The organism is Rhodococcus sp. MSC1_016 (genome assembly GCF_023667485.2).
Lineage (GTDB): Bacteria > Actinomycetota > Actinomycetes > Mycobacteriales > Mycobacteriaceae > Rhodococcus_F > Rhodococcus_F oxybenzonivorans.
The window spans coordinates 6,637,430-6,664,354 of record NZ_JAMOZI020000001.1 but is presented as its reverse complement, the minus strand read 5'-3'; the positions used below and the strand labels follow the sequence as shown (position 1 = coordinate 6,664,354).

The 26,925-nt window shown below is 66.2% G+C and carries 26 protein-coding genes and 3 pseudogenes; 8 read left to right on the top strand and 21 right to left on the bottom strand.

Annotated elements, in window-relative coordinates; translation table 11 throughout:
• Positions 1–18 precede the first annotated feature (18 nt).
• The 4 genes from L1080_RS31210 to L1080_RS31195 form a co-directional block, all read right to left on the bottom strand.
• A complete protein-coding gene (locus tag L1080_RS31210) occupies positions 19–318 on the bottom strand; it encodes a type II toxin-antitoxin system PemK/MazF family toxin (RefSeq protein WP_159923892.1) in 300 nt (99 codons plus the stop codon).
• Positions 318–560 carry a YlcI/YnfO family protein gene (locus tag L1080_RS31205; protein ID WP_159923890.1) on the bottom strand — a complete coding sequence of 81 codons (243 nt, stop codon included), beginning with the start codon at positions 558–560 and terminating at the stop codon, positions 318–320. Before L1080_RS31205 ends, L1080_RS31210 begins: the two co-directional genes overlap by 1 nt.
• 191 nt (positions 561–751) lie before the next feature.
• Positions 752–1,948 (bottom strand): CaiB/BaiF CoA transferase family protein, encoded by a 1,197-nt coding sequence (locus tag L1080_RS31200; protein WP_250769591.1) that lies wholly within the window; start codon positions 1,946–1,948, stop codon positions 752–754.
• An 8-nt stretch (positions 1,949–1,956) separates the two neighbouring features.
• Positions 1,957–2,322 carry an ArsR/SmtB family transcription factor gene (locus L1080_RS31195; protein ID WP_159923886.1) on the bottom strand — a complete coding sequence of 122 codons (366 nt, stop codon included), beginning with the start codon at positions 2,320–2,322 and terminating at the stop codon, positions 1,957–1,959.
• A 311-nt stretch (positions 2,323–2,633) separates the two neighbouring features.
• Between L1080_RS31195 and L1080_RS31190 the strand changes: the two genes are divergently transcribed.
• Genes L1080_RS31190 through leuD form a run of 3 tightly spaced genes read left to right on the top strand, consistent with a single transcriptional unit; the run spans position 2,634 to position 6,077 of the window.
• Positions 2,634–3,983 (top strand): 2-hydroxycarboxylate transporter family protein, encoded by a 1,350-nt coding sequence (locus tag L1080_RS31190; RefSeq protein ID WP_250769594.1) that lies wholly within the window; start codon positions 2,634–2,636, stop codon positions 3,981–3,983.
• A 60-nt stretch (positions 3,984–4,043) separates the two neighbouring features.
• On the top strand, positions 4,044–5,444 hold the full coding sequence (leuC, locus tag L1080_RS31185; protein WP_250769597.1) for a 3-isopropylmalate dehydratase large subunit: 1,401 nt from the start codon (positions 4,044–4,046) through the stop codon (positions 5,442–5,444).
• Between the two features lie 36 nt (positions 5,445–5,480).
• Positions 5,481–6,077, top strand: a complete 597-nt coding sequence (gene leuD / locus L1080_RS31180; protein ID WP_250769600.1) for a 3-isopropylmalate dehydratase small subunit — start codon at positions 5,481–5,483, stop codon at positions 6,075–6,077.
• A 25-nt stretch (positions 6,078–6,102) separates the two neighbouring features.
• On the opposite strand, the gene L1080_RS31175 is transcribed toward leuD, so the two are convergent.
• Positions 6,103–6,588: an Lrp/AsnC family transcriptional regulator gene (locus L1080_RS31175; protein WP_159923883.1), complete on the bottom strand. Its 486-nt coding sequence runs from the start codon at positions 6,586–6,588 to the stop codon at positions 6,103–6,105.
• A gap of 139 nt (positions 6,589–6,727) precedes the next feature.
• Between L1080_RS31175 and L1080_RS31170 the strand changes: the two genes are divergently transcribed.
• The gene (locus L1080_RS31170) at positions 6,728–7,495 is read left to right on the top strand and encodes an RraA family protein (RefSeq protein WP_250769603.1); all 768 of its coding nucleotides are present in this window, start codon (positions 6,728–6,730) and stop codon (positions 7,493–7,495) included.
• A gap of 18 nt (positions 7,496–7,513) precedes the next feature.
• Here the strand turns inward: L1080_RS31170 and L1080_RS31165 are convergent, their stop codons facing one another.
• From L1080_RS31165 to L1080_RS31150, 4 genes are all read right to left on the bottom strand, one after another.
• Positions 7,514–8,356 (bottom strand): enoyl-CoA hydratase-related protein, encoded by an 843-nt coding sequence (locus tag L1080_RS31165; RefSeq protein WP_250769606.1) that lies wholly within the window; start codon positions 8,354–8,356, stop codon positions 7,514–7,516.
• Between the two features lie 34 nt (positions 8,357–8,390).
• The gene (locus L1080_RS31160) at positions 8,391–9,908 is read right to left on the bottom strand and encodes a class I adenylate-forming enzyme family protein (RefSeq protein ID WP_250769608.1); all 1,518 of its coding nucleotides are present in this window, start codon (positions 9,906–9,908) and stop codon (positions 8,391–8,393) included.
• Between the two features lie 192 nt (positions 9,909–10,100).
• Entirely contained in the window at positions 10,101–11,534 is a 1,434-nt protein-coding gene (locus L1080_RS31155) for an MFS transporter (RefSeq protein ID WP_250769610.1), read from the bottom strand.
• Positions 11,535–11,558: 24 nt separating this feature from the next.
• Positions 11,559–12,521: a PDR/VanB family oxidoreductase gene (locus L1080_RS31150; RefSeq protein WP_250769613.1), complete on the bottom strand. Its 963-nt coding sequence runs from the start codon at positions 12,519–12,521 to the stop codon at positions 11,559–11,561.
• 107 nt (positions 12,522–12,628) lie between these two features.
• On the opposite strand from L1080_RS31150, the gene L1080_RS31145 reads away from it, so the two are divergent.
• The 3 genes from L1080_RS31145 (at position 12,629) to L1080_RS31135 (ending at position 15,067) form a co-directional block, all read left to right on the top strand.
• Positions 12,629–13,420, top strand: a complete 792-nt coding sequence (locus tag L1080_RS31145) for an SDR family NAD(P)-dependent oxidoreductase (protein WP_250769614.1) — start codon at positions 12,629–12,631, stop codon at positions 13,418–13,420.
• A gap of 26 nt (positions 13,421–13,446) precedes the next feature.
• The gene (locus L1080_RS31140) at positions 13,447–14,310 is read left to right on the top strand and encodes an alpha/beta fold hydrolase (RefSeq protein WP_250769616.1); all 864 of its coding nucleotides are present in this window, start codon (positions 13,447–13,449) and stop codon (positions 14,308–14,310) included.
• Positions 14,311–14,395: 85 nt separating this feature from the next.
• Complete coding sequence (locus L1080_RS31135) at positions 14,396–15,067, top strand: TetR family transcriptional regulator (protein WP_250769618.1); 672 nt, start codon at positions 14,396–14,398, stop codon at positions 15,065–15,067.
• A 653-nt stretch (positions 15,068–15,720) separates the two neighbouring features.
• On the opposite strand, the gene L1080_RS31130 is transcribed toward L1080_RS31135, so the two are convergent.
• The 3 genes from L1080_RS31130 to L1080_RS31120 all read right to left on the bottom strand — a co-directional run bounded on the left by L1080_RS31130 (position 15,721) and on the right by L1080_RS31120 (position 19,233).
• On the bottom strand, positions 15,721–17,064 hold the full coding sequence (locus L1080_RS31130) for an NtaA/DmoA family FMN-dependent monooxygenase (RefSeq protein WP_250769620.1): 1,344 nt from the start codon (positions 17,062–17,064) through the stop codon (positions 15,721–15,723).
• Positions 17,061–18,629, bottom strand: coding sequence for a DHA2 family efflux MFS transporter permease subunit (locus tag L1080_RS31125; protein ID WP_250769622.1), 1,569 nt, complete (start codon positions 18,627–18,629; stop codon positions 17,061–17,063). The genes L1080_RS31130 and L1080_RS31125 overlap by 4 nt, the downstream gene beginning before the upstream one ends.
• Before the next feature lie 325 nt (positions 18,630–18,954).
• Complete coding sequence (locus L1080_RS31120; RefSeq protein WP_459032087.1) at positions 18,955–19,233, bottom strand: hypothetical protein; 279 nt, start codon at positions 19,231–19,233, stop codon at positions 18,955–18,957.
• A 35-nt stretch (positions 19,234–19,268) separates the two neighbouring features.
• Between L1080_RS31120 and L1080_RS31115 the strand changes: the two genes are divergently transcribed.
• Positions 19,269–19,925, top strand: a complete 657-nt coding sequence (locus L1080_RS31115) for a TetR/AcrR family transcriptional regulator (protein ID WP_250769626.1) — start codon at positions 19,269–19,271, stop codon at positions 19,923–19,925.
• A 152-nt stretch (positions 19,926–20,077) separates the two neighbouring features.
• On the opposite strand, the gene L1080_RS31110 is transcribed toward L1080_RS31115, so the two are convergent.
• From L1080_RS31110 to L1080_RS31070, 9 genes and pseudogenes are all read right to left on the bottom strand, one after another.
• Positions 20,078–20,413, bottom strand: a complete 336-nt coding sequence (locus tag L1080_RS31110) for a hypothetical protein (protein ID WP_250769629.1) — start codon at positions 20,411–20,413, stop codon at positions 20,078–20,080.
• A gap of 63 nt (positions 20,414–20,476) precedes the next feature.
• A complete protein-coding gene (locus L1080_RS31105) occupies positions 20,477–21,001 on the bottom strand; it encodes a hypothetical protein (RefSeq protein WP_250769632.1) in 525 nt (174 codons plus the stop codon).
• 126 nt (positions 21,002–21,127) lie between these two features.
• Positions 21,128–21,475, bottom strand: a complete 348-nt coding sequence (locus L1080_RS31100) for a hypothetical protein (protein ID WP_250770096.1) — start codon at positions 21,473–21,475, stop codon at positions 21,128–21,130.
• Between the two features lie 252 nt (positions 21,476–21,727).
• Positions 21,728–22,056, bottom strand: a pseudogene (locus tag L1080_RS31095) (hypothetical protein).
• 743 nt (positions 22,057–22,799) lie between these two features.
• Positions 22,800–23,516 (bottom strand): NADPH-dependent F420 reductase, encoded by a 717-nt coding sequence (locus tag L1080_RS31090; protein ID WP_284707752.1) that lies wholly within the window; start codon positions 23,514–23,516, stop codon positions 22,800–22,802.
• A gap of 399 nt (positions 23,517–23,915) precedes the next feature.
• Entirely contained in the window at positions 23,916–24,872 is a 957-nt protein-coding gene (locus L1080_RS31085; RefSeq protein WP_250769642.1) for a TauD/TfdA dioxygenase family protein, read from the bottom strand.
• 113 nt (positions 24,873–24,985) lie between these two features.
• Entirely contained in the window at positions 24,986–25,219 is a 234-nt protein-coding gene (locus L1080_RS31080; RefSeq protein ID WP_250769647.1) for a hypothetical protein, read from the bottom strand.
• 59 nt (positions 25,220–25,278) lie between these two features.
• Positions 25,279–26,238, bottom strand: a pseudogene (locus tag L1080_RS31075) (LLM class flavin-dependent oxidoreductase); the annotation flags it as partial.
• 462 nt (positions 26,239–26,700) lie between these two features.
• Positions 26,701–26,883 (bottom strand): annotated as a pseudogene (locus tag L1080_RS31070) (PDDEXK nuclease domain-containing protein); the annotation flags it as partial.
• Positions 26,884–26,925 lie beyond the last annotated feature (42 nt).

Sequence of the window (26,925 nt, the reverse complement as noted above, 5' to 3'; positions counted from 1 at the left end):
CGAACTGCTCACCCGTGGTTACTCCAGGTCGAACGCGGCCCGGATCGCCTCGGACAGGGCCGCTTCCTGCGACGGAAAGAAAAATCCAAGACCGTGCCCCAACGCCGACACCGGAATGGTGACGATGTTGTCACAACTGACCACCGAATCCTTCTCCAATCCGTTGGCCGGCCCCACCGGCACCTCGGTCGACAGTCCACGCACGGTGCCGGTGATCGGCGCCACCGTCACCCTACTCAGGTGCGGGCGCACCAACTCCCTGGTCAACACCAGCACCGGCCGCGTCTTGTCCAGCTTCGCGGCGTGAATCGGCCTCATCAGTCGAGATCGCTGAACAGACCCGCGGCATGCCGGGCGAGGTCGTCGAGGCCATCCGGATCATCCTCGCCGCGCGCCCGGGACAGAATCTCGGCATCCCGGGCGGCGATCTGCCGACGCCGCTCCCGCTCGAGCGCCCGCAACACCAGAGCCGCCCGGCTGGGCGCCCGATGTTCGCGCACTTCGCCGTCGACGAAGGCCACGATCTCGTCCGGTAACCGCACCGCAATCTGCGTACTCATACCTAAATGCTACCACTGTGGTACCACATTGGTAGCGCGAGCAGGCGGCTCAGCGGCAACATCGTCCTGACCTCCTCCTCCCAGGGTGCGGAGGGCGGATACGGGCACTACACCGCAGCGACGCACGGTGTAGTGGGCATCATGCCTCAAGCCTCCGCCCCGCCGGGCCGAGTATCGGAGGCGTCACAACCTCAGCCTACGACGCCGGCCTTCCGCATCGCTGTAATGTCCGCAGCCGAGCACCCCAGCTCATCGAGGACCTGATCGGTGTGCTCACCGAGAGCCGGAATGTCACCCATCCGCATCTCCACGTCGGCGAATGTCATCGGTGGCAGCACCGCGCTGATCTGTCCCACCTCGCTGCCGACCTGACGCCAGCGGTCACGTTCCTTCAACTGCGGATGGTCGATCAATCCGCTCATATCGTTCAGCTCCGCTGCCGGAATTCCGGCATCCGCGAGTGCCTGGTCGAGGGCCGCGCGGGTGAACTTCTTCGTCTCCTCGGCGACGAGGGCATCAACCTCTTCGCGATGATGGACCCGCAGCATGTTGGTTGCATAGCGGGGATGATCGGCGAGTTCGGGTCGCGCGAAGACCTCGGTGACCAACTGCCGCCACCCCCGATCGTTCTGGACCCCGATCAGAATGTTGCCGTCGAGGGTGGGGTACGCGTCGTACGGAACGATGGCGGCGTGTCCGAGGCCGACACGAGGGATCTGCCGGTCGGCGTACATCTTCATGTACATCGGGTGGCCCAGCCACTCCGCGGTCGCGTCGAACATCGACACGTCGATCTGCGCGCCCACCCCGGTTCGTTCACGTCGGAACAGCGCACTCAGGATGGACGTCAGCGCATACATTCCCGCCGCAATGTCGGACACCGGCACTCCGGTCTTCGTGGCCGTCTCGGGAGTTCCGGTCACCGAGATCATGCCGGTTTCGGCCTGCACCAGCATGTCGTACGCCTTGCGTTCACGCCTCGGCCCCGCTGTCCCGTAGCCCGACATGTTCGCCACGATCAGCGCGGTGTGTTCCGCGCGCAACGCCTCGGTCCCGAAACCGAGTCTGCTCGCTGCATCGGGCGCCAGGTTCTGCACGAACACGTCGGCACTCGCGATCAACCTCAGGACAGCATCCCGCCCCACCTCGGATTTGAGGTCGACACAGAACGATTCCTTCCCTCGGTTCAACCAGACGAAGTGTGAGGCCTCGCCGAAGACGGCGTCGTCGTAGTTGCGTGCGAAGTCGCCTTCCCCGACGCGCTCCACCTTGATCACCCGCGCGCCCATATCCGCCAGATGACGGGTGGCGAGGGGGGCGGCCACAGCTTGCTCGAGAGCGACGACGGTGATTCCGTCGAGCGGAAGGGTTCCGGGGTCGTTCTCCATGTGGGACTTCACCGTTCCGATTTCGATTCCGAATGATCGTGATAGTGCGTGGCGCCGATCGCGTGCAGCAATTGGTGCACGGTGTCGTCCGAAAGCCGATAACGCATCGAGCGGCCGTCGCGCGTGGCCGAGACCCAGCCCTGGTGGCGCAGCAGTCGCAGTGCGTGCGAGACGGCGGTACCGCTCATCTCGAGCGCTGCCGCGAGGTCGCCGACACAGATCCCCGGCGCGTGGTGCAGGCACAGCAGCAACCGGAGGCGGTTGCCGTCCGACAACAATTCGAACCGGTTGGCCCACCCCTCGATGTCGGGGCTGTGCAGCGCCGCCGCAGCGCGCTGAACGTCCTCGGGGTTCAGCGCAGGAGTGGTAGCCACTCGGCCAGTCTACAAACGGCATGACCGCGCCCATGTGCGCATACATAGGCGATCGCTAAGTGTCGGTGTGGTCCAGCGCATGCCGCGATGACCTTCTCCGCTTCTTGCCAGAGACGACCAGACGAAAGCCGGGCCAATTGTCCAGCCTGGCCTGTCCTGGTCGCGCGGCGCTGGACCATTGGTATGAATAATCCGATGGCATTGGCATTCGATGCCCACGAAAAGTTACCGTTCGCGACCAGTGACGTGAGTCACTTCCCACTACTTCCGTGATCGGCGCAGCCCCGCCCGGCGCGGTGCAGGAGGCGAACGTGAAAATTAAGGATGCTGTGCCCGGCGCGGAGGCGACGGTTCCAGCCCGTCGAGGGTCCGACCGCGCGAAGATCTTGTCCATGCCCTGGCCGTGGTATCTCGCTCTGGTCGCAGTCGGCTTGGGTGCTGTCTACACCGGCACGCTCCCGGAGAACATCTTCGGTGGCCTGGCCATCGCCATGATCATCGGCTGCGGCCTGTTCTGGATCGGAGACCGCACCCCGGCATTGTCTGCGATCGGTGGTGGACCGCTGTTGTGTGTGTTCGTCCCCGCCCTCGCCGTGTACTTCGGGCTGGTTCCGGACAGCTTCTCGGACATCGTCAAGAACTGGTTCACCGGATACGGATTCGTCGAGATCCTGGTGGCGTCGATCATCGCGGGCAGCATTCTCGGGATGGACCGCCGGTTCCTGATCAAGGCGGGTGGCCGATTCTGTGCGGTGATCGTGGTGGCGTTCGCGCTGGTGGTCACGCTCATCGGGACGATCGCCGCAGTCACCGGTTTCGGATTCAAGACTGCGATCCTCGACGTCACGATCCCGATCATGGCCGGCGGCATCTCCGGCGGTGCGATTCCGCTGTCGCAGATGTACGCCGACACCATCGGCGGTGACGCGCAGCAGTACATGTCCAGCATCGTGCCGCCGATCATCTGCGCGAATCTGCTGTGCATCGTTCTGGCCTCGGTGTACGCCAACCTGACGCGTCGGCGTACCAAGCTGTTCGTCGGCTTCAACGGCCACGGCGAGATGCTGCGGGTCAAGGCCACCCCGGAGCAGGTCGCGGCGCTGACCGACAAGCGCCCGCTGACGATCAGCGGGCTCGGTACCGGTCTGTTGATGACCGCCGCGATCTACCTCGTCGGCGCCATGCTGCAGGCCGCGGTTCCGCCGGTGCACCTCTACGCCTGGGTCATCCTGCTCACCGCCGCGATCAAGCTGTCGGGTGTGCTTCCGCAGGAGGTCGAGGAGTCGACGACCGAGTGGTACCAGTTCGTGGTCAAGCTGTGGGTGCCGGCGGCGCTGGTCGGTATCGGGGTTTCCCTGATCGACATCGAGCAGATCGCCGAACTCGCCTCTCGCCCTGCCTATCTCGCGTTCACCGTTGCGACTGTGCTGATCACCGCGCTGACCGCCGGTTTCGTGGGGTGGCTGCTGAAGTTGTACTTCGTCGAGTCCTCGATCACGGCCGGACTGTGCATGACCGACCTCGGTGGGTCCGGCGACATCGCCACCCTCGGCACCACCCGGCGCATGCATCTGTTGCCGTTCGCGCAGATCACTTCTCGGCTCGGCGGCGGGCTGGTGCTGCTGTCGGCCTCGGGATTCCTGGCCTACTTCTACGGCTGATTTTTCAGCGGTCGACGCACAATTTCGGCGCGACCGCATTCGATGAGGAGAAACAAACACATGGGTAAGACACTGGCCGAGAAGGTGTGGGACGCACACGTAGTTCGCCGACAGGAGGGCGAACCGGACCTGCTCTACATCGACATGCACCTGCTGCACGAGGTGAACACCCCGCAGGCCTTCGACGGTCTCCGGGCGAGCGGTCGTACGGTGCGGCGCCCGGACCTGACACTGGGCACCGAGGATCACAACACCCCGACCGTGGCGGTGGACAAGGAGATCGTCGATCCGGCGGCCCGGGAGCAGGTGTCGTTGATGCGGAAGAACTGCGCCGAATTCGGGATCGAGTTGTTCCGCCTCGGTGAGGAGCATCAGGGCATTGTGCACGTCATCGGACCCGAACTCGGCCTGTCCCATCCGGGTTCGACAATTGTGTGCTGTGATTCGCACACCGCCACCCAGGGTGCGTTCGGTGCCCTGGCGTTCGGGATCGGCACCAGTCAGGTCGAGCACGTGCTGGCCACCCAAACTTTGCCGATGGGGCGGTTGAAGAACATGGCCGTGACCGTGAACGGGTCCCTACCCGTGGGGGTGACGGCGAAGGATCTGATCCTGGCGATCATCGCTCGGGTCGGCACTGCGGGCGGGCAAGGACACATCATCGAGTATCGCGGTCAGGCCATCGAAGAGCTGTCGATGGAGGGCCGGATGACGGTGTGCAACATGTCCGTCGAGGCCGGATCGCGGGCGGGGATGATCGCCCCGGACGAAAAGACCTTCGAGTATCTGCGTGGCCGCCCGGCCGCCCCGACCGGGGATGCGTGGGATGCCGAAGTGGCTTACTGGCGAACGCTTTTCAGCGACGACGACGCCGTCTTCGACAAGGAAGTCGTCATCGACGCCTCCACCCTGACCCCGTTCGTGTCGTGGGGCACCACGCCCGCGCAGGCTGGTCCGCTCGGTGATCCGGTACCGCATCCGGACCAATTCCCGGACCCGGTGGAGCGCGCCGCCGTCGAGCGCGCCCAGGCCTACATGGACATCGCCCCCGGACGCCCCGTCCGCGGGTTGCCGGTCGACGTCGTGTTCATCGGATCGTGCACCAACAGCCGCATCGAGGACCTACGGGAAGTCGCCCGCGTCCTGGACGGGAGGAAGGTCGCCCCCGGGGTCGAGTTGATGATCGTCCCCGGGTCGATGAAGGTGCGTCAGCAGGCGATCGACGAAGGCCTGAACGAGGTGTTCGAGGCCGCCGGCGCGGGACTGCGGTTCGCGGGGTGTTCGATGTGCGCGGCGTTGAACGAGGACCGGCTCACACCCGGTCAACGGGCGGCGTCGACGAACAACCGCAACTTCGAGGGCCGCCAGGGCAAGGGCTCGCGCACCCACATCGTCTCACCGGCTGTTGCTGCCGCGACCGCGGTCGCCGGCCACCTGGCCGCACCGGCCGACCTGAACTGACTCTCACCAACGATCGTCTGCGAATCGAGGACCACCGTGCAACCGTTCACCGTGCACACCGGAGTCGCCGCACCACTGCGGCGCACCGATGTCGACACCGACCAGATCATCCCCGTCCGCTTCCTCACCCACAGCTCCCGAACAGGATTCTCCGACAAACTCTTTCATGACTGGCGGGAAGAGCCCGACTTCATCCTGAACGACCCCGCCTACGCCGGATCGACCATCCTGATCGCCGGCCGGGACTTCGGCACCGGCTCCTCCCGCGAATACGCGGTATGGGCGTTGCAGAACTACGGATTCCGGGCGGTGATCGCACCCCGCTTCGGGGACATCTTCCGCGGTAACGCCCTCACCAACGGCCTGCTCACGGTGACGTTGCCGACCGAAACCATCGAACTACTCTGGGCGGGTCTCGAGGCCGATCCCGGTAGCGAGGTCACCATCGACCTGGTCGAACGGCAGGTCCGCGCAGGCACGATCACCGCCTCCTTCGAACTCGACGACAACACCCGCTGGCGATTGCTCGAAGGACTCGACCACATCGACCTGACCCTCACCCACGCCGCCACCATCACCGACTTCGAACATCAGCGGCGCCCCGCGCTGCCCGCGACCACACTGTTGCACTGACCCACCGTTGAACGGGCCGAGCCCCTCAGGGTGTCTCGGCCCGCTTCTTCTCCAGCAGCGGCACGATCCGCGGGGCGATGCGGCGGCTGAGCACCAGTTCCGACTGGGTCCGCAGCACCCCATCGATTGCGATCATCTCCTGCAGCACCCGCTCGAAGTCCTCGTGATCTTTCGCCACCACCCGGCACAGCAAATCTCCCTTGCCCGCAACGGAATTGACTTCGAGCACCTCGGGGATGGTGGCCAGATGCCGGCAGGTGGCATCCATCATCGACTGCGCGATGTCCAGATGAACGAACGCCAGGATGGAATATCCGAGCGCGGTCGGTTGCATCTGCGGGCGGTAGCTGGTGATCACCCCCTCTCGGGAGAACTTGTCGAGCCGCGACTGCACCGTGCCGCGCGCGACGTTCAAACGGCGGGCGTATTCGCGCACCCCGGCCTTGGGTTCCTCGACGATCAGCTTCAACAGATCGAGATCCAACTTGTCCAAGGGAGTGGTCAACTGCATCGCCCCATTGTGCCCGATACGACACTCTGGCCGAACCGGACCGGACCGATTGCCCAACGCACGATCCCAGTCAACTACCACTAGCCCATCATGGGCGGATTCGACACCGACCGCCCTACTTCGACGAACGGAGAACTCGATGTCCCAGCAATCCTCCCCGGTCTCGCCGACCACCGCACGGCAGGAACCGGCCATGGCCACCCACCGCGACCGTGCCGCGTTGTTGGCTTCCCTGTTGCAGGTTTCCGATGCTTCCTGCGCGGTCTCCGACGCCCTCGACCAGCTGGGTGTCGGAGCGGCGATCGGTGCCGGCATCCTCGCACCGCTGCGCCGGGGGCAGCGGATCTGCGGGCCCGCCGTGACGTTGCGGTACCGGCGGCTGACCGGCGAGGTCGTCGACAACAGGGCGGACGGTCTCGGTGCCCGGCTCGGCGACCGGGACCTCTACAGCACCGCCCGGCCCGGTGATGTGGCGGTGTTCGACTGCCCCGCCCCCGCCGATACCGCTGTCGTGGGCGCCTTGTCGGCGCAGTGGGCGCTGCTGGCCGGACTCGCCGGGTGCGTTGTCGGTGGCGCGGTGCGTGATTCGGTGTCCATCATCGACAGCGGCCTGCCGGTGTGGTCGATGGCCCGGGCTCCGCAGGCCGCCCGGTTCCGCTACGCCACCGAGTCGATCGGCGAACCTGTCCGGCTGGCCGGGCGTCTGGTCCACCCCGGCGACATCATCGTCGCCGATGATGACGGGGTCGCCGTCATCCCGGCCGACATGCTGTTCGACGTGGTGACGATCTGCGTGGAGGCCGACCGGATCGAGCACGAACTGCTCGCCCAATTGCGGTCGAGTGACTCGATCGCCGAACTGATGAGAAAGCTGCGGCAACGACCGGTCAGCGTGTTCGACCGCTGACCCTCGGCTGTCGACGCACTATTCGAACAGGTTCGGCAATCCGTCCGTGATCCGGTTCGGGAACTTCGGCTCGCGCTTTTGGAGGAACGCGTCGACACCTTCACGCACGTCGTCCGAGGTGCCGCGGACGTAGATGCCGATCGACTCGGCCCGGTGCGCTACCTCAGGGTCGGACGCACCGAGCATCCGCCACATCAGCTGTCGGGTGAGAGCTACCGACACCGGTGAGGTGCCGGAGACGAATTCGCGCGCGATGTCGAGTGCCCGATCGAGCACCTGATCGGCGGGGACGAGCTCCCGGACGAGTCCTCGTTCGAGCGCCTCGACTGCCGAGACCATCTTGCCGCCCACCGCCCACTCGACGGCCGTCGAGATGCCGACGGCCCGCGGAAGGAACCAGGTCGAGCAGGCCTCGGGGACCAGTCCCCGACGGGTGAACACGAACCCGAACTTCGCGGTTTCCGACGCGATGCGAATGTCGGCCGGCAGGGTCATGGTGACGCCGACACCCGCGGCCGGTCCGTTGATCGCGGCGATGACGGGCTTGAGGGAACGGTAGATTCTCAGCGAGACCTGCCCGCCCGTGTCGGCCGGTGCGCCTCCGGTCTCCGGGTCGTCACCCAGCACGAAGGTGTCGCCGCCGGCTGCGAGATCGGCCCCCGCACAGAAGGCCCTTCCCGTTCCGGTGATCACCACCGCACGGACCTCGTCGTCGGCGTCGGTCTCGTCGAAGATGTCGATGAGCCGATAGCACATCGCGTCGGTGAACGCATTGAGCTGATCGGGACGGTTCAATCGCACAACCGCGATCTCCCCGTGCCGCTCGAGTATTACTGCATCGTCGGTACCGGTCTGCGGCACGATGACTCCTTCCTGAGTTCCCCGCCGGTTCGGCTCAGCGGACCTTGTCGAATCGTTCTGTCACGTCCCGGTATTCGGACCGGATCGCCGTCTTCGAGAGCTTGCCACTGGGGAGCCGCGGCAGCGGCTCGTCCCGGATCACAACGTAGCGCGGAACCTTGTAGTCGGCCACGAGCCTGTCGCAGTGTTCGATGATTGCCGCTGCATCGACGCCATCCTTCACCGTGACGATCGCCGCCGGGGTTTCGCCGAAGCGCTCGTCAGCGGCTGCGATGACAGCGACTTCCTCGACACCGGGGATCTCGGAGATGACCCGCTCGATCTCGACCGGCGAGATATTGATGCCGCCGGTGATGATGAGGTCTTTGAGCCGGTCGACGAATTTGACGCGTCCTTCGTCGTCGAGGGTGCCGAGGTCGCCGCTGTGCAGCCAGTTGTTCTGTAAGGCTGCCGCCGTCGACTCGGCGTCGTTCCAGTAGCCGGGGGTGACGCCCGGACCGCGCAGGAGTATTTCGCCCTCTTCACCGGGAGCGGCATCGGTGCCGTCCGGACGGACCACCTTCACTTCGGTGAAGATCGAGCCGGATCCGCACGTGTCGGGGTGGTCGAAGGCTTCGGCGACGAGGGTGGCGGTGGCGACACCGCCGGCCTCGGTCATGCCGTAGATCTGTCGCAGTGCGACGCCCTTGCCCGCCCAGCGCTGCAACAGTGCCGGAGCGACCGCGGCGCCGCCGACGATCGCGGTGCGCAGCGATGACAGGGCGGCGTCCGCGAACTCGGGTGAACGCGAGATCGCCTCGAAGATCAACGGCACACCGAAGATGGCCTGGACATCGTGTTCACCGAGAAGCCCGGCCGCGCGGCCGGGATCGAATTCCTTCTCGATGATCAGCTTTCCGCCGAGCACCGTTGTCATGACCAGCCCCCATACCAGGCCGGGGGTGAACACCAACGGCAACACCAGCAGCGATGTGGACCCGGGCCGGAAGCCTTCTTCGGTGAGTGACGCCTCGAAGACGATATTGAGCAGCGTCCGGTTCGTGCAGATCACGCCCTTGGACATCCCGGTGGAGCCACTCGTGAAGAGGAGGGCGGTCGGTTCGTCGGGTTCGAGATCGATACGGAAGTCGTCCTGTCCTCCCGCGCGTAGCGGCGCGAGCTCGTCGAACGAGAGCGTGTCGAAGGCGGAACCCAGTTCACGCGCCGCGTCGACCGTCGGCGCGAACTCGCTCGGCGTGACGACCAGGACGGCGCCGGCGTCGTCGACAACCTTGCGGAGCTCCGCCGGCTTGAACCGTGGGTTGAGCGGGATCAGTACACCGCCGGCCTTGAGGACGCCCAGTGCAATCACTGGCCACGTCAGCGAATTCGGGCCCAGCACGCCGACTCGTTGACCCGGTTGGATTTCGAGGTCCACGATCTTCCGGGCGATACGACTGGACCAGTCCTGCAGTTCGCGGTATGTGAGAGATTCACCCGCCACGACGAGCGCGTCCTGCTCTCCCTTGGTCTTCGCCCACCAATGCAATGCCGAGCCGACGGTGGCAGCCATTCGTCCTTACCTTTCGTGAGTCGCGCAGGTGCGATGTCGTTATACCGGGGCCTACCGGGCACGTGGGGTGCCTGACACAGGGCGTGGGCCGAATCGCTCTTGCCGACAGATGTTTTCAGCGCGGCTCGGGCCAGGAGAACCTGGCTCGTGCGCCGTGCGACCCACGCTATATGGTCCAATTTGAGACGTCAATCAAGTCTTGTATTTTGCAAAACGGCGCGCTGTGACAGCAACGAGTCCCGCCGCGAACGCGGCCACTCCCCCGACCGCGAACACCACGACGTACGCCTGTTCTGTGGGCGTCGAGGTGCCCGGGATCACGATCGTCGCGAGCAACACCGCTACCAAGGCACTGGCCAGTGAGCTGCCGAATGTCCGGGCGATCGCGTTGATGCCGTTCACCGCCCCCGTGTTCCCCGGAGGAACGCTGCCGATGAGCATCGACGGCAACGCACCGTAGGCGACTATGACGAAGACATTGATCACCGCAACCGCCGTGATCAATTGCCAGGTGTAGTCGTGAGCAAGGATCAGCATCACGAATCCGCACACCCCGACGGCGCATGCCGCGGTCAGCACCCGGTGGGCGGGGAACAGTCGGGTTACGAGTCCACTGACGGCCGCCGCAGCCGTGCCGGCAATCTGTCCGGGCAGCAGGTACACGAGACTGGTCTCGAGCACCGACGCATCGAAGCCGTATCCCGCTTCCTCTCGGGAGATCTGCACGAACGTCGCGACGGCCAGGAACTGCACGAACATCGCGACACCCACCAGGAAAGCCGCGACATGCGCCGGGGCCACCAACCGCGCCGTCAGAAGCGCAGGAGCAACCAGCGGTGCAGTGGTCCTCCGTTCGTGCCGGTACCAGGCGGCAAGCACCAGCGCGCCGGTGACGGCGCAACCGAGTGTCCGCACCGACAGCCATCCCCACGTTCCACCTTGCGCCAGCGCCAACAGCAGTCCCGGCAGGCCGATCGCGAGCCCGACCACACCCCAGAAGTCGAAACCGTCGCGCGGTCCCGACCCCGGGGTATGCGGAATAACGCACCACCCGACGACCATTGCTATCACTGTGAGTATCAACAGCATCCAGAAGACACGTCGATATTCGGACCCTTCGGTGTACAGCACTCCGGCCGCGATCATTCCCGCACCGCCGCCGACACTCAACGCACCGGACATGACACCGAGCGCCATCGGGACACGGTGCGGCCCCAGCGCGCCCCGCACTACCGCGACACCGACGGGGAACAACGCGTACGACACGCCCTGCAGAACTCGACCGGCGACGAGTGCCGGCAACCCCGTCCACGCGACACACAGCACCGATCCGATCAGTACCGTGCCCAGCACGGCGAGCATCACCTTCCGCGGACCATGTCGATCAGCGAGGTGACCCAACAGTGGTGTACATACCGCGGCTGCAAGGAGATTCGCTGTCACTGTCCAACCGACAGCATCCGTGCCCACGTCGAGCTGCACCGCGATGGCCGGCAGGAGCGGTACCACGGCGGTCTGCATCATCGACGTGATCATCACGATGAAGCAGAGCGCCGGGACCAGCATCGCCGATCCAAGTGCCGTCTTTCGGGCGGCGAGATGGGCCGTATCGGGCGCCTGGGTCACGGCATCTCCTCGCTGCGGTGCCGGTCAGAGAGCGAGCACGAGTTTGGCTGTGCAGCTTCGGGACACACAGATCATCATGCAGTCGTTCTCAGCCTGTTCGTCTTCGGTGAGGATAGAGTCCCGATGCTCGGGAACTCCCTCCAGGACGGGGGTTTCGCACGTCCCGCACGTACCCTCACGGCATGAGAATGGGGCGTCGACACCGGACCGGAGTACGGCGTCGAGCACGCTTTCGTTCGCGTCGACGGTGATGGTGCTGCCCGCGCGCCGCAGTTCGACCTCGAACGATCCGTCGACCGCATCGGCCGGCCGCTTCTTGGCAGCGAACCGCTCGACGTACAGCCTCAGGTTCGGATGCGCGAGGCATTCGTTCTCGATCGCCTGCAGGAGCGGCTCCGGTCCGCAGCAGTACACCGCGGTGCCGTCGGGGACTGCGTCGAGAGCAGCCGGAAGGTCGAGGATTCCGTATTCGTCCTGGGGTCGCAGCTCGATTCGGCCGGGGTACCGAGCGACCAGCTCGTCGGCAAAAGCCATGCTGGTGCGTGCTCGGCCGCCGTACAGCAGGCGCCAGTCGGCGCCCGCGGCTTCGGCCGAACGGAGCATCGGCAACAGGGGCGTAATGCCGATACCGCCGGCGACGAAGAGGTAGGACTGCGCAGGTTCGAGGGTGAAATTGTTGCGCGGGCCTGCGATCGCGACCAGGTCTCCGACTTGCAGCGAGTCGTGCACCCAGCGCGATCCACCGCGGCCGTCCTCTTCGCGGAGCACCGCGATCGCCAAGGAGGTGGTGTCGGATGCGTCGCCACACAGGGAGTATTGCCGCACCGTCGACCTGTCGATAATGACGTCGATATGCGCTCCGGGCTCCCAGGTCGGGACAGCGCCGCCGTCGGGATCCGCGAGTCGAACTGCCATGACACCGTGAGCAAGCACGTCTTTGCCGATCACTCGCATTTTGCGTTGTTCGGTGTTGGTGCTTCGGGTCATCGGCGCTCTCGTTCCCATAGACTTCGCGTGCCCTATAATCTTAAGCAGTTAGGTTTACGGGGCGCAAGCCCGACCATTGGTACTCACGACGCGCACAGGAGATCGCCATGACCCCACACTCATCGCCGGACCAGAGTGAGACGGTCCTCGACCTGTTCAGACTCGACGGGTCCGTCGCTGTCGTGACCGGTGCCGGCAGCGGCCTGGGTGCCGGATTCGCCCGCGCTCTCGCCGAGGCCGGCGCCGACGTGGTGATAGCCGCACGCCGGCGTGAGAACCTCGACGCCGTCGCGGTGACAGTAGAGGCCATCGGTCGCCGCTGCCTGGTCGTCCCCACCGACGTCACCGTCCCCGAGCAGTGCGACGCGCTCGCCCAGGCCGCTGTCGCCGAGTTCGGCCGCCTCGACATCCTGATCAACAACGCCGGGGTCACCAGCTCCGCGCCTGCGACCCGCGAGCGCCCCGAGGACTTCCGCGCAGTCCTCGACGTGAACCTGATGGGCAGCTATTGGGTAGCGCAAGCGTGTGGACGCGTCATGGGCCCAGGCTCGACCATCGTCAATGTCGCGAGCATGCTCGGCCTCATCAAATCGGCACTCCCGCAGGCCGCGTACGCGGCCAGTAAAGCGGGAATGATCGGCCTGACCCGCGACCTGTCGCATCAGTGGTCGAAGCGAAAGGGCATCCGCGTCAATGCGATCGCGCCGGGATTCGTGGAGACCGACCTGATTTCCGAAATGTCGTCGGATACGCTCGAGGAATTCCTGCGCGGCAGCTCTCTCGGCCGCACCGCGACGCAGCGCGAGATAGACGGAGCCGTGGTGTTCCTCGCCAGTCGCGCCTCCGGCTACATCACCGGCTCGACACTCGCCGTCGACGGCGGCACCTCCGGACACTGATTCCGACGACGAAGGACCATGTAACCATGACGTACTCCACCACGGTGACCACCCTCCGCGGCGACGGCGTTTCCCTGGTCGCCGACCTGTGGGAACCCCAGTCGGAACCGAAAGGCACCGTCCTGCTGCTCCATGGCGGCGGGCAAACCAGGCACTCGTGGCAGCGCACCGGAATACGCCTGGCCCAGCAGGGATGGCGCGCGTATTGCATCGACGCACGTGGCCACGGCGACAGCCAGTGGTCCCCCGACGGCGACTACAGCCCCGACGCGCACGCCCGCGACATCCGCACAGTCGTCAGCGACCTCGGTGAACCCCCGGTGCTCGTCGGTGCGTCCATGGGCGGCATGGCCTCACTCGTGGCATCGGGCGACGAACCAGGTCTTGCCCGGGCGCTGGTCCTGGTAGATATCACCCCGAAGGCCGAACCTGAGGGTCTCGCCAAGATCACCGACTTCATGCAAGCTGGGTTGTCCGGCTTCGACAGCCTCGACGACGCGTTGGGAGCAGTGATCGAATACAACCCGCACCGCAGTCGAGCGCCGCGGGTGGAGGGTTTGCGCAAGAACCTGCGTGAACACGAGGGTCGTTGGTACTGGCATTGGGATCCGCGGATGCTGTCGGACAGGACGAATTCGGCGGCCGCGGCGGCCGAACGCGAGAATCGTGCTCGCGCCGCAGCGCAGGCCATCAGGATCCCGACGTTACTGATCCGTGGCGCCCAGTCCGATGTGGTCAGTCCGGAAGGAGCGCGCGAACTCCTGGAGCTGATTCCGGGGTCCCGCTATATCGACGTGGGCGGCGCGGGGCACATGGTGGGCGGCGACGACAACGACGTCCTGAGTCGAGGCTTGGTGGAGTTCCTCGACGAGGCGGTTCTCACCGCATGACCACCTGAGCGACTGGAACATATACCATTCTGACCATCTGCCGCGCCGACCAGGCCCGGCGTACTGCTCGAACCGAAAGCGAGACATGGCCCGACCGTCGAAACCTCTGATCAGTCGCGCAGCCGCCGTGGCAGCGTCCATCGAGATCATCGACTCCGAGGGACTCGATGCGTTCAGCCTGCCACGCCTGGCGAAACACATCGGAGTGCGTGCTCCCTCGCTCTACCATCACTTCTCCGACAAGTCGGAGATCCTCGCCGCGGTCGCACGGCAGATCGCCGGCGCCGGAAACCTACCGCGACGCAAGCCCGGCCCGGACTGGCCCGAATTCTTCGTGACGCTGAGCATGAACCTTCGCCGGTCGATCCTCAAACACCGCAACGCCGCGCCGATCCTGCTGCAATATCTGCCCCGTGACCTGCTGATCGGCACCTACGAGGACACCGCCCGGTTCCTCGAGGAGTCCGGGGTGCCCGCCCACCTGCACGTCCAGATTCTCGACGGCATGGAGCGCCTGACGCTCGGTGCGGTGCTCACCGAGGCGATGCGCAAACCGAGCACCAAGTCCACGATCTTCCCCAACGTCGACCCGGAGTCGCAGCCTCTGCTGTCCAAGGCGCTCGCCGCAAACGAGATGACCTCCCGGCAGTTGTTCGAGGAAATGATTCGCAGCTTCCTGCACGGCGTGGTGCGCAACGAGAACATCGCGATTGCAGACGCCGCGCCCTCCGACAACGTCAAGGTTTCGGCCAACTGACCGAGTCCGTCCCGCCCTTCTGCACCTGGTCACCCTCGGCGCCGAGCTCCGTGAGCGACCCATCCTCGCCGGCGCGCTCGCCGAGCAAGCGAAGAACGGCAACCTGACCGAGCCGGTGCGACGATGGCTCACGGCAGCGGAATGGGCAGTCACCCCGGATCTCCTATGCCCGGGCCACGCCTATGCCGCGGACTGACCCGGGGCGACCACGCTTTAGGACGTCGAGAACCTGACTGAGGTCGATCGACGGGACCGAGTATCGGCGGCGCGCTCATGCCGCCGCCCGGCGTCAGACGGCCGCAACTGCTTTATGTGCCGGCCGCCTGGTCCTGGGAATCGTATTTCTCCGATCACCGTAAGCTGCGCAACCTGCTCGACGAACGCTCGGACGAGGGCAGCCGAGTGAAAGGACTGAAAGCGTCTCTCCCAATACCTTTCAGACGCTGATTAAGTCAACTCTTTCATACGCTGATTAAGTCAACTAGCGGCGAAAAGCACTCTGCCTCAGACACCTTCAACTACCCCGGCAACCGACGACACGGCGCCCACCCGAGACCAACGTCGCCGCACACCCCTCGTGGTCGCCGGTTTCCACCACCCAGGACATGCCCCCTCCTCCACCCGATGTCAGGAAACCCTGACGCCAAGTGATGTCAGGAAACCCTGACGGTGGCCAGCCTTGGGTCGGGTCCGTACTGGTGCGGAACGCCGAGGTTCGCGCGCAGGGTCGTGCCCGCGTATTCGGTGGGGTAGATGCCGCGTTGTTGCAGGATCGGCACCACCTCGTCGACGAATGCGTCGACGCCGTCCTCGTAGATGTCGGGTGTCAGCCAGAAGCCGTCGGCGGCTCCCGCCTCGAACCACTTCTGCAGGTGGTCGGCGTGGAGCTCGCCCGGGCCCACAAGGGTGGGATGGTAGTCGATCACGCCATGGGCGAGGACGTCGCGCGGGGACCACCCCTCGCGTGCCACCGCTAGAGCGTTCGACGAGCGCGGGTCCCGCGGTGAGGCGTGCGCGGACGCCAGCTGATCCGGTGTGAGAGGTTCGTCGAACCGATCCGGGTGGATTTCGATCCCGAGCATCGCGCCGAGGTGGGGCAGACGGGCCTCGATGACCTCGCTCGAGTATTTCAGGCGGCGGTCGAGGCCCTCGCGCACGGTCGGCGCTACGGTGGTCATGATGCCGGCGATGTACTTGATCTCGTCGGGGTTGCGGCCGGCTTCGCGTGCGGCATTGCGCACGAGCTCGCGCTGGGTGCGCGCCTCCTCGATCGTCCACACCTCGGCGATGAAGCCGCTCGCGTAGCGGCCCGCGATCGACAGGAGGTGCGGGCTGGGGCCGCCGGAGGTGAAGACGACGGGCTGGCCCTGTTCCGACGGTGGGATCGCCAGGGGGCCTCGCGAAGCGACGTACTGGCCCTGCAGGTTGACGGGCTGCAGTTTCGTCGGGTCGATGAAGCGGTTCGCTGCCTGGTCCTTGATCCACGCGTCCTCGTGCCAGCTGCCCCAGAGCGCCTGAACGATCTGAATCGCCTCGTGCGCTCGCTGATAGCGCTCGGGGCGGCCGGCGATCTGCTGTCCGTAGTTCGCGGCGACGACAGGGCTACTGGTGGTCACCGCGTTCCAGCCTGCGCGCCCACGGCTGAGTACGTCCAGGGCCTTGAACTGGCGTGCCGTGTTGAACGGTTCCTGGAACGTCGTCGACCCGGTCGCGACGAAGCCGATGTTCGTCGTCTCGCGCGCGACGGCGGTCAGCTCGATGAGCGGGTTCATGAGGTTGCTGATCGTGGAGTGCTCGACGTCGCCGCGTACGGCGGGGAAGTCGGGAGTGAAGAGGAATGCGAACTTGCCGCGCTCGGCGGCTCGCGCATGACGCACGGTGGCGTCGACGTCGGCGTAGGTCCCGGGGTCGACGTGCGGGGCACGCCAGGCGCCGTGCAGGCCACCGTATCCGTCGATCAACCCCATCCCGAGGATCAGTTTCTTGTCGGTGGTCACCGGGCACCCGTCTCGCACACCTCGTGGTCGATTGCCGATGCGCCTCCGGCGGTCTCGTTGCTGAGCGGCTCGGTAGTGGCCGTCTGGTCGGCGGCTGTCCCGTCGGTGGCCGGACTCGGTCGTCGACCGACGAAGAAGGCGCCCACCAACACGATCAGGCCGATGACCCAGGCGGTCAGGAAGGCGGCGTGTCCGGCGGACTCGGCCTGAGCGGTGCTCAGCACACCGGCGTCCCGGGCACCGGAACCGATGGTGTAGGCCGAGATGAACACCGCACCGAAGGCGGCACCAGCGAGCTGCTGCACGGTCGCGAAGGCCGAGGCGCCGTGCGAATAGAGCTCGGTCTTCAGGGCGCCCATCGCACTCGTCGTGAGCGGTGCCCACATCGCGGCCTGCGCGCTGGTGAACACCAGCCACGCGACGACCAGCGTGAGCACGCTCGTGCTCTCGTCCACCCGGCTGAGGAACCACAAGACGGCCAGCCAAACGATCGCGGCCGGGATCAGCAAGGGGCGCGGGCCGACGCGGTCGTACACCCGGCCGCTCAGGGCCGCCACGATCGAGATCGCCGCCCCGCCCGGAATCAGGAAGAGGCCGAGCTGCAGGGTGCTCAGGCCGGTGACGTTGGTCAGCACCAGCGGAATCACGATCAGCAGACCGATCCCGTTGCCCGCGACGACGACCATGATCAGGAGAGGCATGGTGAACGACTTCCGGAGGAAGATCCGCATGTCCAAGAACGCGCTGTCACGACGCTGCAGGGGGATCTGCCGGAGAACGAACGCCACCAGGCCCACCAACCCCACCACGATCGGCAGGTACGGCGAGATCGGAGAGTGCCCGGAGGACGCCTCGCCGATCAGCGACAGTCCGTAGACCAGGCCGCCGAACCCGATCGCGGACAGCAGCAACGACGGCACGTCCAGGGCCACCGGCTCCGGAGTGGTGGTGTTGCGCAGCTTCCACGCGCCCAACGCCAGGGCAACGAGGGCGATCGGCAGCATCAGGATGAACAGCCAACGCCAGCTCAGTACAGAGAGCACCACACCGGACAGTGCCGGCCCGAGAGCCGGCGCGATAGCAGGGACGGCCGTCGTGATCGCCATCATTCGGCCGCGGCGACCGACCGGGACCAGTTGCATCGTCGTAGTCATCAACAGGGGCAGGAAGACGGCGGTGCCCGACGCCTGGATGACTCGCCCGGCCACCAGGACGCCGAACGTCGGCGCGATCGCGGCCAGCGTCGTCCCGAGAATGAACAGCGACAACGCGACCAGGAAGATCGTCCGCAGGTGGAACCGCCGCATCACGAAACTGCTGGCAGGAATCAGCACGGCCATGGTCAGCAGGAAGCCCGTCGTGACCCACTGCCCGGTGCTCGGGCTGACCCCGAAGTCCGCGATCAGCGTGGGCAGGGCGACGCCGAGGAGCATCTCGTTGAGGAAGACGATGAACGTCGAGGCCATCAGGACCCCGATGACCAGGGCGACACCGGGTGGGAGCCGGTCGCCGGAGTGGGTCGTCGGTGTCGCAGCTGCGACGTCGGATGCCGATGGGGTGGTCATGTGCGTGCTCGCCATCTCGTGAGGGGTGGAAAAGATCAGTCGCTTGCGACGTGCCCGGCCCGTCGGCGGGCAGGGTCGGGTTCGGGCCGGCGGCCAGTCGGCACCCGGCATGCGCGAGAACGTCAGCGGGCAGTGAGCCGCCGGCAATGCCGTGGGCCACCAGGGCCTCGCCCGGTACTTCGATGAACCGGACGAAACGGATACAGTGTCCGTTCACGTGAGAACGATACACGGAGGCGGTGTCCGTTTGTCAACGACGCGGGAGCGGACGTGACCGAGGCCACGGAAGGCGCCTGGACGCAGGCGACCACCGGACGTCCTGGACTCACAGCCGGCAGGCGGCGGCGATCAGCTCATCGCGCTCGTACGCGCGTCCGTGAAGCGGAACCGGCCGCGGCGGCGTTCCACCGGGGCCGGTGGAACGCCCGCCCGGTTGCTGGACGACCCGACCTGTCCCCGCCTCCGTCGAGTGCGTCGATGTGGCCGTCGCACCGGGGACCTCGTGGGCAAGGTGGTCATGTACAGCTCGGTGTCGGCGGACGGCTTCGTCGCGGACGAAGAACGACCGCGTGAACCGGCTGTGGCCTTTTGCCCTCACGGTCATATGGACGTATCGTCCGTTTTCACAGAGGAGGTCGGATGGTGGTCCACCAGGAGGCGGCGCCGCGGAAGTCACGTGCGGACGCGGAGCGCAACCGACTGCATATCCTCGACGTCGCGGAGGAGTTCTTCGCCGAGCACGGCGTGAGTGGTGCCATGCAGGACATCGCCAAGCGGGCGGGCCTCGGGCCGGGCACCCTCTACCGCCACTTCCCGACACGGGAGTCACTCCTCGCGACGCTCCTGCAGGCCCGCTGGGAGGAGTTGGACGCCCGCCGGGCCGAGATCGAGGCCGAGCACGGCGACCCCCTCGCAGCGCTGGAGCTGTGGTTGACCGCGCTCGGTGACTACGTCACGGTCTTCGACGGCCTGCCCGGCCCCCTCCGGGAGGCTCTCAGGGAGACCACCTCACCGCTGGCGATCACCTGCGAATGGCTCGTCGAGATCACGGGGCAGTTCCTCGCCGCCGCCCAAGCGGCCGGATGCGCCCGTCCATGGGTACGCGATCGGGACCTCGTCCTCACCGTGCTGGCTTCCGAATGGGTCAGTGATGCGCAGCTGGCGGACGAAGGGTCCGGAGACTCCCTGCGCGCCATCGTGCGAGAGGGATGGCACATGCCGCCCGCACTTCGGAATCCCTCCCCGACGTCGCGACCGAGAGACTCCGGCGGGCGCGAGACGATTCCCGCCGGGTGAGCCTGTCTCCTTGTCCACCACCGACAAGGCGCGCCGGGCAATTCGCGAGAGTCTCATCCCACGAGATCGACAGAACTTGATAAGTTCCTTATCCAGTCAATTGCTCCGTATTGCATCAGATGCATCATTCCCGGGCCGGATGGCCACGGAGGTCACGGCCTCTCGTTGTCGACGTCCTCGTCCAGTACGAGTTGCGCCAAGGACTTGCCGGCCAGGAGCCGCTTGCGGATGATCAGATCCGGTGGGATGTCCTGGCCACGCAGAATTTCTTCGGCGACCACCGCGCCCACGGACAGCCCGAGATACAGGTACCCGCCCAACGCGGCCCCACCCGGGCACACAGCCGGGTCGTGGACCGGCTCGAACCGCCCCTGCGCCGGAATGGATGTCTTCCGGAGATCGAGGGTGCGGCATCGACCCAGGGCGCGATGTTGCTGCGGTTGAACGCATTCGGAGGATACGTCGAGGACGTCCAGTGTACCCGCCACACCGGTGTCCCCGCCGCGATGATGTCGGTGTTCGCCGGATTGCCGTTGTAGGCCCCCACCCGCCTACATGCCCCGCTCGGCCGCGCTGATCATGTTGTCGACGGCGATCTCGGTCAGATCGCCGTCCTCGAGCTCCTGCAACGGGGTTCGGCCGTCGAGGATGTCGGAAGGGGTGCGCCACCAGGACGTGACCCCCCACGGATCCTCGGCAGCCCCCAACCTGCTGTTGGCATACGCCACGATCGGCCACACCCGGTGATGCACCGTATCGAACTGGAACGCCGGATAGTGATAATCGGGGCGCCGCCCCAACGGCAAACCCAGCAACACCCCCTCATCCCGCAACTTCTTCACCAGGGTCCGCGATTCCCCCGCCCGCGGGGCCAGCACCCGGCCCGCCTCCCCGGCCTTGAGGGTCGCCACCTGCTCGAGCAACGACTGCCGCCGCTCGGCCACCGCCCCCGCCAAGTCCCCGACACGAGTTCCCACCGGGTCGGCGAACGCCTCATCGAGAATCAGCTTCGCGATCAGCGCCCACTCCTGACGCGGGGCATTGCGGGTCACATACTCGGCGAACCCGCCAGCCACCTCCGCGCCACGGCTCTCACCGACTGAGCTGTAACCCCATCACCGCACCAAGCCCACCATCACGGGACATGGCGATGCTCATGGCCACCCTGCTGGCCAGTCTCCGCCCGTGCCGGGCGGCAGTCTTCATGCGCGGCCGAAGAGCTGCCGCACACCACCGTCCTCATCGACCGCATACAGCGCCATCCCCAACAGATCCAGAACCCGCTGAGGTGCCCGCCCCGCCGCGTCCACCGACCGTGGCTCGTCCCGCACGAACAACGCAAACGACACCGACTGATCCGCCTCGCTCGGCATCCGCCGCACCAACTGCCCGATCGCGGTATCGACATCCAACCCCGGCACGGTGGACGCACCCTCGACCTCGGCATAGAGCAGGTGGCCGTCCTTCTCGGCAACGATATCCACGACAGCCGAATCGGTCACCACCGTCCACCCGTGAGACGACAACCACCCCGCGAAGTCCCAGGCCACGCGAGCCTCATCACCTCTCATACCCGACACGGTAAGCCTGCAACGTCAGTTCCGAACAACACCACAGCGCGAATCACGTCCGGTGCGCCCTTGCCACGACTGAGGCATACCCCGACAGATCATGCGGTGAGATCGAAGTACCCCCTCCGGGACCTCACCCACACCATTCATGTAATCGACTGACTACTAGCGTAATTCGTGTGCACAATGCGTGACGCCGACCAGAACCGGCCACGACGCGGCTGCCGCCGATCACTCTCCCCGGTGTCGGCCGGGTGCCCGCACCCCCGACTCCCGGTTCGGGTTCGGGTCCGGGTTCGGGTTCGGGGCGGAGCGATGGAGCCCGGATCGATGGTCAGGTCTTCGGTGTCGGCAAAAACCAGCCGCCCGTCGTCGAGCGCGACCGCCCACCGATGCACCGGCGCCCACTCATGCCCACCGCCGCCAGGATCGGTGACCGCCGCGTAATCCTCGACAACCTCACCGGTAAGATCGGCCCCGACGCTCCTGCGGACCAGCACCCGGACACCGACCGTCAACCCCGGGCCACCGACCGGCCGGCTGCCGCTGTTTCCGGCCATGCTGATGCACCTCTTCGCTCGGCGAAACCCCCGAGATCGAGCATAAGCACCGACCAGCCCGGTACGCGAGGGCGACCTGCACGAACACCACCCGCGCGCGGACAGCTGCAGTAGCCGCCGTTCCGGTGCCGTCGGCGGCCACCCAGATGCAGCAACCCGCACTCACCGGCGCGGCAGAAGCAGTATCACCGCCCCTCCACTCCCTCCGCTCGCCGTGTCGTGAACGGCTCTCTCCTAAGTGAACTCTCGTCACTCACAAGCACCCAGACTCTGATCCCAGGCGCTGCGCACATGACTCCACACCGGCGACTACCGACACCGCGACCGCCGCACCAGCCATGGCAGCCCCCTGCACGCCCGAACACCACACCGTGGGCTTCAGTGTTTGGTGTTCGGTATTGACCGAGCACCGAACACCAACACCAACCTGGGAGGATGCGGGTGCTGCCATGTCATGCGATTGACGAAGTCGGCTGGTCGCGATGTGGTGTCGTGTAGGCCGGCGACCCCGGAGCCAGTGGGACCGTATTGTCGACCAGGTCCCGATCCGGGTCCATCGCCCGCAATATCGCCGCCGAAATGAGTACGCCCCGCGCGCTGCCCAGCGGCTGGTCATGCACCGGATCGGGTGCCCGCGCGCCCGCCGTTACGATACCGATGCCGTCCTTAGCGCACGCGTCGCATCAGGACTAATAGCCGAGCGGGGTCTTCCTATTCGGGAATCGCCGCTCGACACCGAGCGCTCACTGCGCCACAGCACGCCACTCGTCTGTGCGCTCAGGCGTTGCCTGCGCCAGCGCCTTCAATGTAGCTTCCCGATCAAAATCCTTACCGTAGACCGGGGTTCCCGGCTGCTGACGCCAGGAATCTTCGACTACGCCCGCGTCGACAGGGTCAAAGCCGAGCTGATTGATCAGATCGAATACCACCTGCTTCTGCAGTGCGTCGTCGCCGGCGACGGGGAGCGCGATCCGGCCGCTCGACCCTTCCGGTAGGCCCTTCTCGAGAAGGTGCTTCCACCAGATTCCGTTGAATGCCTTGAACACCGGCACGCCGAGGTGTTCTTGCACCCATTCGCTCTCTACCTGACCGTCTTCGATGGCGGCGATCAAGCCGTCTCGCTGCTGCGGGTAGTAGTTGTTGGTCTCGATCACCGGAGCACCATCGGCCGCGCCTGCGAGGATGTCGGCGGGAAGGTCCACCACGTTCTTCTGCGGGATGCTCACGATCACCAGGTCTGCACCCTCGGCGGCTTCGGTGTTCAGTACCGCCTTTGCGCCGGTCTCCGCCTCGAGGTCTGCGAGGGTGTCGGGGGTCCGAGAGTTCGACACGCGCACATCGTGACCGAGCGCAGTCAGCCTGCGTGTCAGCGTGCCACCGATCTGACCAGCTCCAATGATTCCGATGCGCATGCTTTGTACTCCTTCGCCGAGTGACGCGATACTTCGCGACTGCTGCATGCATCAACAACGGCCACCATCGGATAGTTCCGCGTGGGCGGATTCAGCTCTAACTGATTCAAATACTTGACAGTTCGACTCAGGCTACCGACGCCCCGCGTTCTCGGTCCTGTCGTAGATGGGACCGACACAAGAATTACCCACCCGCAGCATAAGAAGCTGGGCCGGTTCCCGATGGAGGCGTCGGCAAGAGTGCGGTCCTAACTACTGTGTCCCTCCGCGACAAACCCTCATGGGCCGGGCACGACGCCGAGACGCCCGGATTCGGACCCCTCAGGCGGTTGCGATGGAATCGATCGCGACTCCGGTCAGGTGGAGAAGCCCCGCACGGCACTCCGCAGCCCGTGCGTGGCTGGCGAGTCGAGAGACTCGCAGACCACGCACGGGCGGCGGAGCCGCCTACTTCTCGCCGCGGAACGCCGCACCGGCGATGGACGTGGACTCCTTGCCGTCGGGGCCGACGGGAACGTCGCCCTCGAGGGTAGTGCGGTACAGGACGCGGGTGACGTCGAGGTGGTCGAGGTCGGTAGGCGCGAGGTGGGCGGTGGCACGGTTGTCCCAGAACGCGACGCTGCCCGGCGCCCAGCGGAAGCGCACCGTGTACGCGGGATTCGTCACCTCAGCGAACAGCAGGTCCAGCAGGCGATCGCTCTGCGACGGCGAGACGCCGACGATCCGACTGGTGAAACCGGGTGTGACGAACAGTGCCCGCTCCCCCGTCACCGGGTGCACACGGACCACCGGGTGTTCGGTGACCAGGGGGTTCTCCCGCGTCTTCTGGGCGTAGCTGCTGTCCTCGGCCCACTGCGGGTGCCGTCCGCCGAACCGGTGCTCGGCGCGGAGACCGTCGACGAGACCCTTCAGCGAGTCCGGCAGACCCTCGTACGCGGCGACAAGGTTCGTCCACTGGGTGTCGCCACCCTGCTCCGGGACGACGTGCGCGCGCAGGATCGTGCCGGCAGGCGGGTTGATCAGCGCGGTGACATCGGTGTGCCACTTGTTGTCGTAGCTGTACTTCTTGCGCCCGAAACGCTTCTCGTACTTGCGGCTGTCGACGGCGAGGATCTGCGGGAAACCCTCGGGGGCTTCGTCGTCGTACGGATGCGACGGCGTCACGTCACCGAATTTCCGCGAGAATGCGATCTGTTCGGCGTGCCCGATCTCCTGGTCGCGGAAGAACAAAACCTTGTAGCGGTACAGGGCGTCGCGGACCTGCACTACCTCGTTGTCAGCCAGTTCTTTCCGGAGATCGATTCCGGCGATCTCGGCGCCGATGTGCCCGGCGACGGGACGAACCTCGAGTGCGGTGCCGGCGATCCGATCCGAGTCGGCGGGCGCAGCGGTGGTAAGTGTCATGAGTACTCCTGGTTTCGGGCTCAATCGAGACGTCGCGATCATCATCGAGTCCTGAACCACGTTGCTACAAGGGTTTTTTCACATTGGATAAAAGGTTCACCCTGAGTTTTTCCCTACCGGAATGCGAGAAACGTCGTTCCGCCGCCCGCACCGATTCGCGCCGCGACGCCCCGCATCGGTGGCATGATCGGCCGCACCAGATCGTCGGTGGGACGCCGGCGGGGCGCTTGGATCCCGAACGCGCCGGGGACGAGGGCCTGCACGATCCGATTTGTGGTGCGGGCGGCCAACCCGGTGCGGGCGGCGAGCGCGCTGACGGTCAGGCCGGTGGCCCCCCTAAGAAGCACGCGAGTACCGCGATCGCCCGTTCCACCGCCCGCGAGGCCGAAACGCGGTCTGAACGAACTCAGGCCGAGCGTGCGGCGCCGTACTCGGGAAGCGGCACCGCGAAACGCTCACGCAGGGTCTTCTCCGCGTAGTCGTGGCGGAAGAGCCCCCGCTTGCGGAGCAGGGGCACCACCTCGTCGACGAAGGTGTCGAGTCCGGACGGGAACGCGTTCGGCATCAGGTTGAATCCGTCGGCCGCCTCGGCGCGGAACCACGCCTCGATGGTGTCGGCCACCTGTCCCGGGGTGCCGATCACGGCGCGGTGCCCGCCGCCGCCGTCCAACTCGCGAAGGAGCTGGGCCACGGTCAGATTCCGCTCACGCGCGAGCCCGACCACTGATTCGCGGAACCCGAGGGAACCCGCGAACGTCGCCGGGTCGGGCGGTCCGTCCAGCAGCGATGCCGGGATCGGCTGGTCGAGGTCGAGCTCCGCCAGCGGGACTCCGAGGGTCAGGCTCAGCCGGTCCCAGCCGAACTTCGCGGGGACGTGAGCGCGGAGTTGTTCGTGGCGAGCGACGGCCTCCGCTTCGGTCGAGCCGATGACCGTGATCAGCCCGGGCAGGATCTTCACGTCGTCGGGGTTGCGGCCGGCTGCACGCGCGACATCCTTGACGTGTTTGTAATTCCTGCGTCCGGCGTCGAGCGTCAGCTCCGCGGAGAACACGCCGCGTGCGGTGCGCCCGGCGAGGTCACGCCCGGCGGGTGACCCGTCCGCCTGGATGAGCGGCGGCTGCCCCTGCTCCGACGGCGGCACCCGCAGCACGCCGTCGACGTCGAAGAACTCGCCATGATGCGACACCGGGACACCGCTCCGGGCGCTCTCCCACAGCGCGGTCACCACACCGACGAAGGCCTCGGCACGGCGATAGCGGTAGTCGCGGTCCGGAATCTGCTCGAATCCGAAATTGGCTGCGGCCGTCGGCGAATACGTGGTGACCACGTTCCACGCCACCCGGCCGCCGCTGAGGTAGTCGAGGGAGGTTCTGCCATCTGAAGCAATGGCGAGGACTGGCCACGCGCTACGACAAACTCGCCATCGTCTACCGAGCCGCAGTGGTCCTCAACGCCGTCATCGCAAGGGACCCAACATTTGTCGGACATGCCCCGGCATCGTCACCATGTGCATCGGCGGCGGCCAAGCCCTCGCCGCACTGCTTCGCCGGGTCCACTGAACCAGCCCTCTCCCCTCGACACCGTTCATACAGTTAGGTGCCCTGCGTCCCGTGCACGCTGTCGCCGCCATCGGGGACAGTTTGCAAGGACCCGTGGCGATCACAACAGCTCCGTTAGACAGAGCAGCTCGCCCCACCGTCACAGGTCATCGACACCCGACGTGGGCGGGCGCATGCCGGCGTCACCGCGACCGCCGGCACGTCGCGTCTCGGGCGATGTCGGGGTGGGCTGCGCACACCGACGCGGCATGTTTCCCGCTGCGATGCCATGAAGTCCGCGCGGGCAGGTGGTCGGAAAAGTTCGACGGTGCGGCCGCGATCCGCTCGTGCAGACGCCCGGCGATCTGGTGGGCCAGGACGTCGCGAGACCAGCCGTGTTCGGCCGCTTGGGCGGCGCACCACTCACGGTGCGGCTGAGTGTCGAGCTTGTCGAGCAGGACAGTGACGTGCCCTGAATCCCCCTGGATCGAGTGGAGACTCCAGTTCAGGGCGAT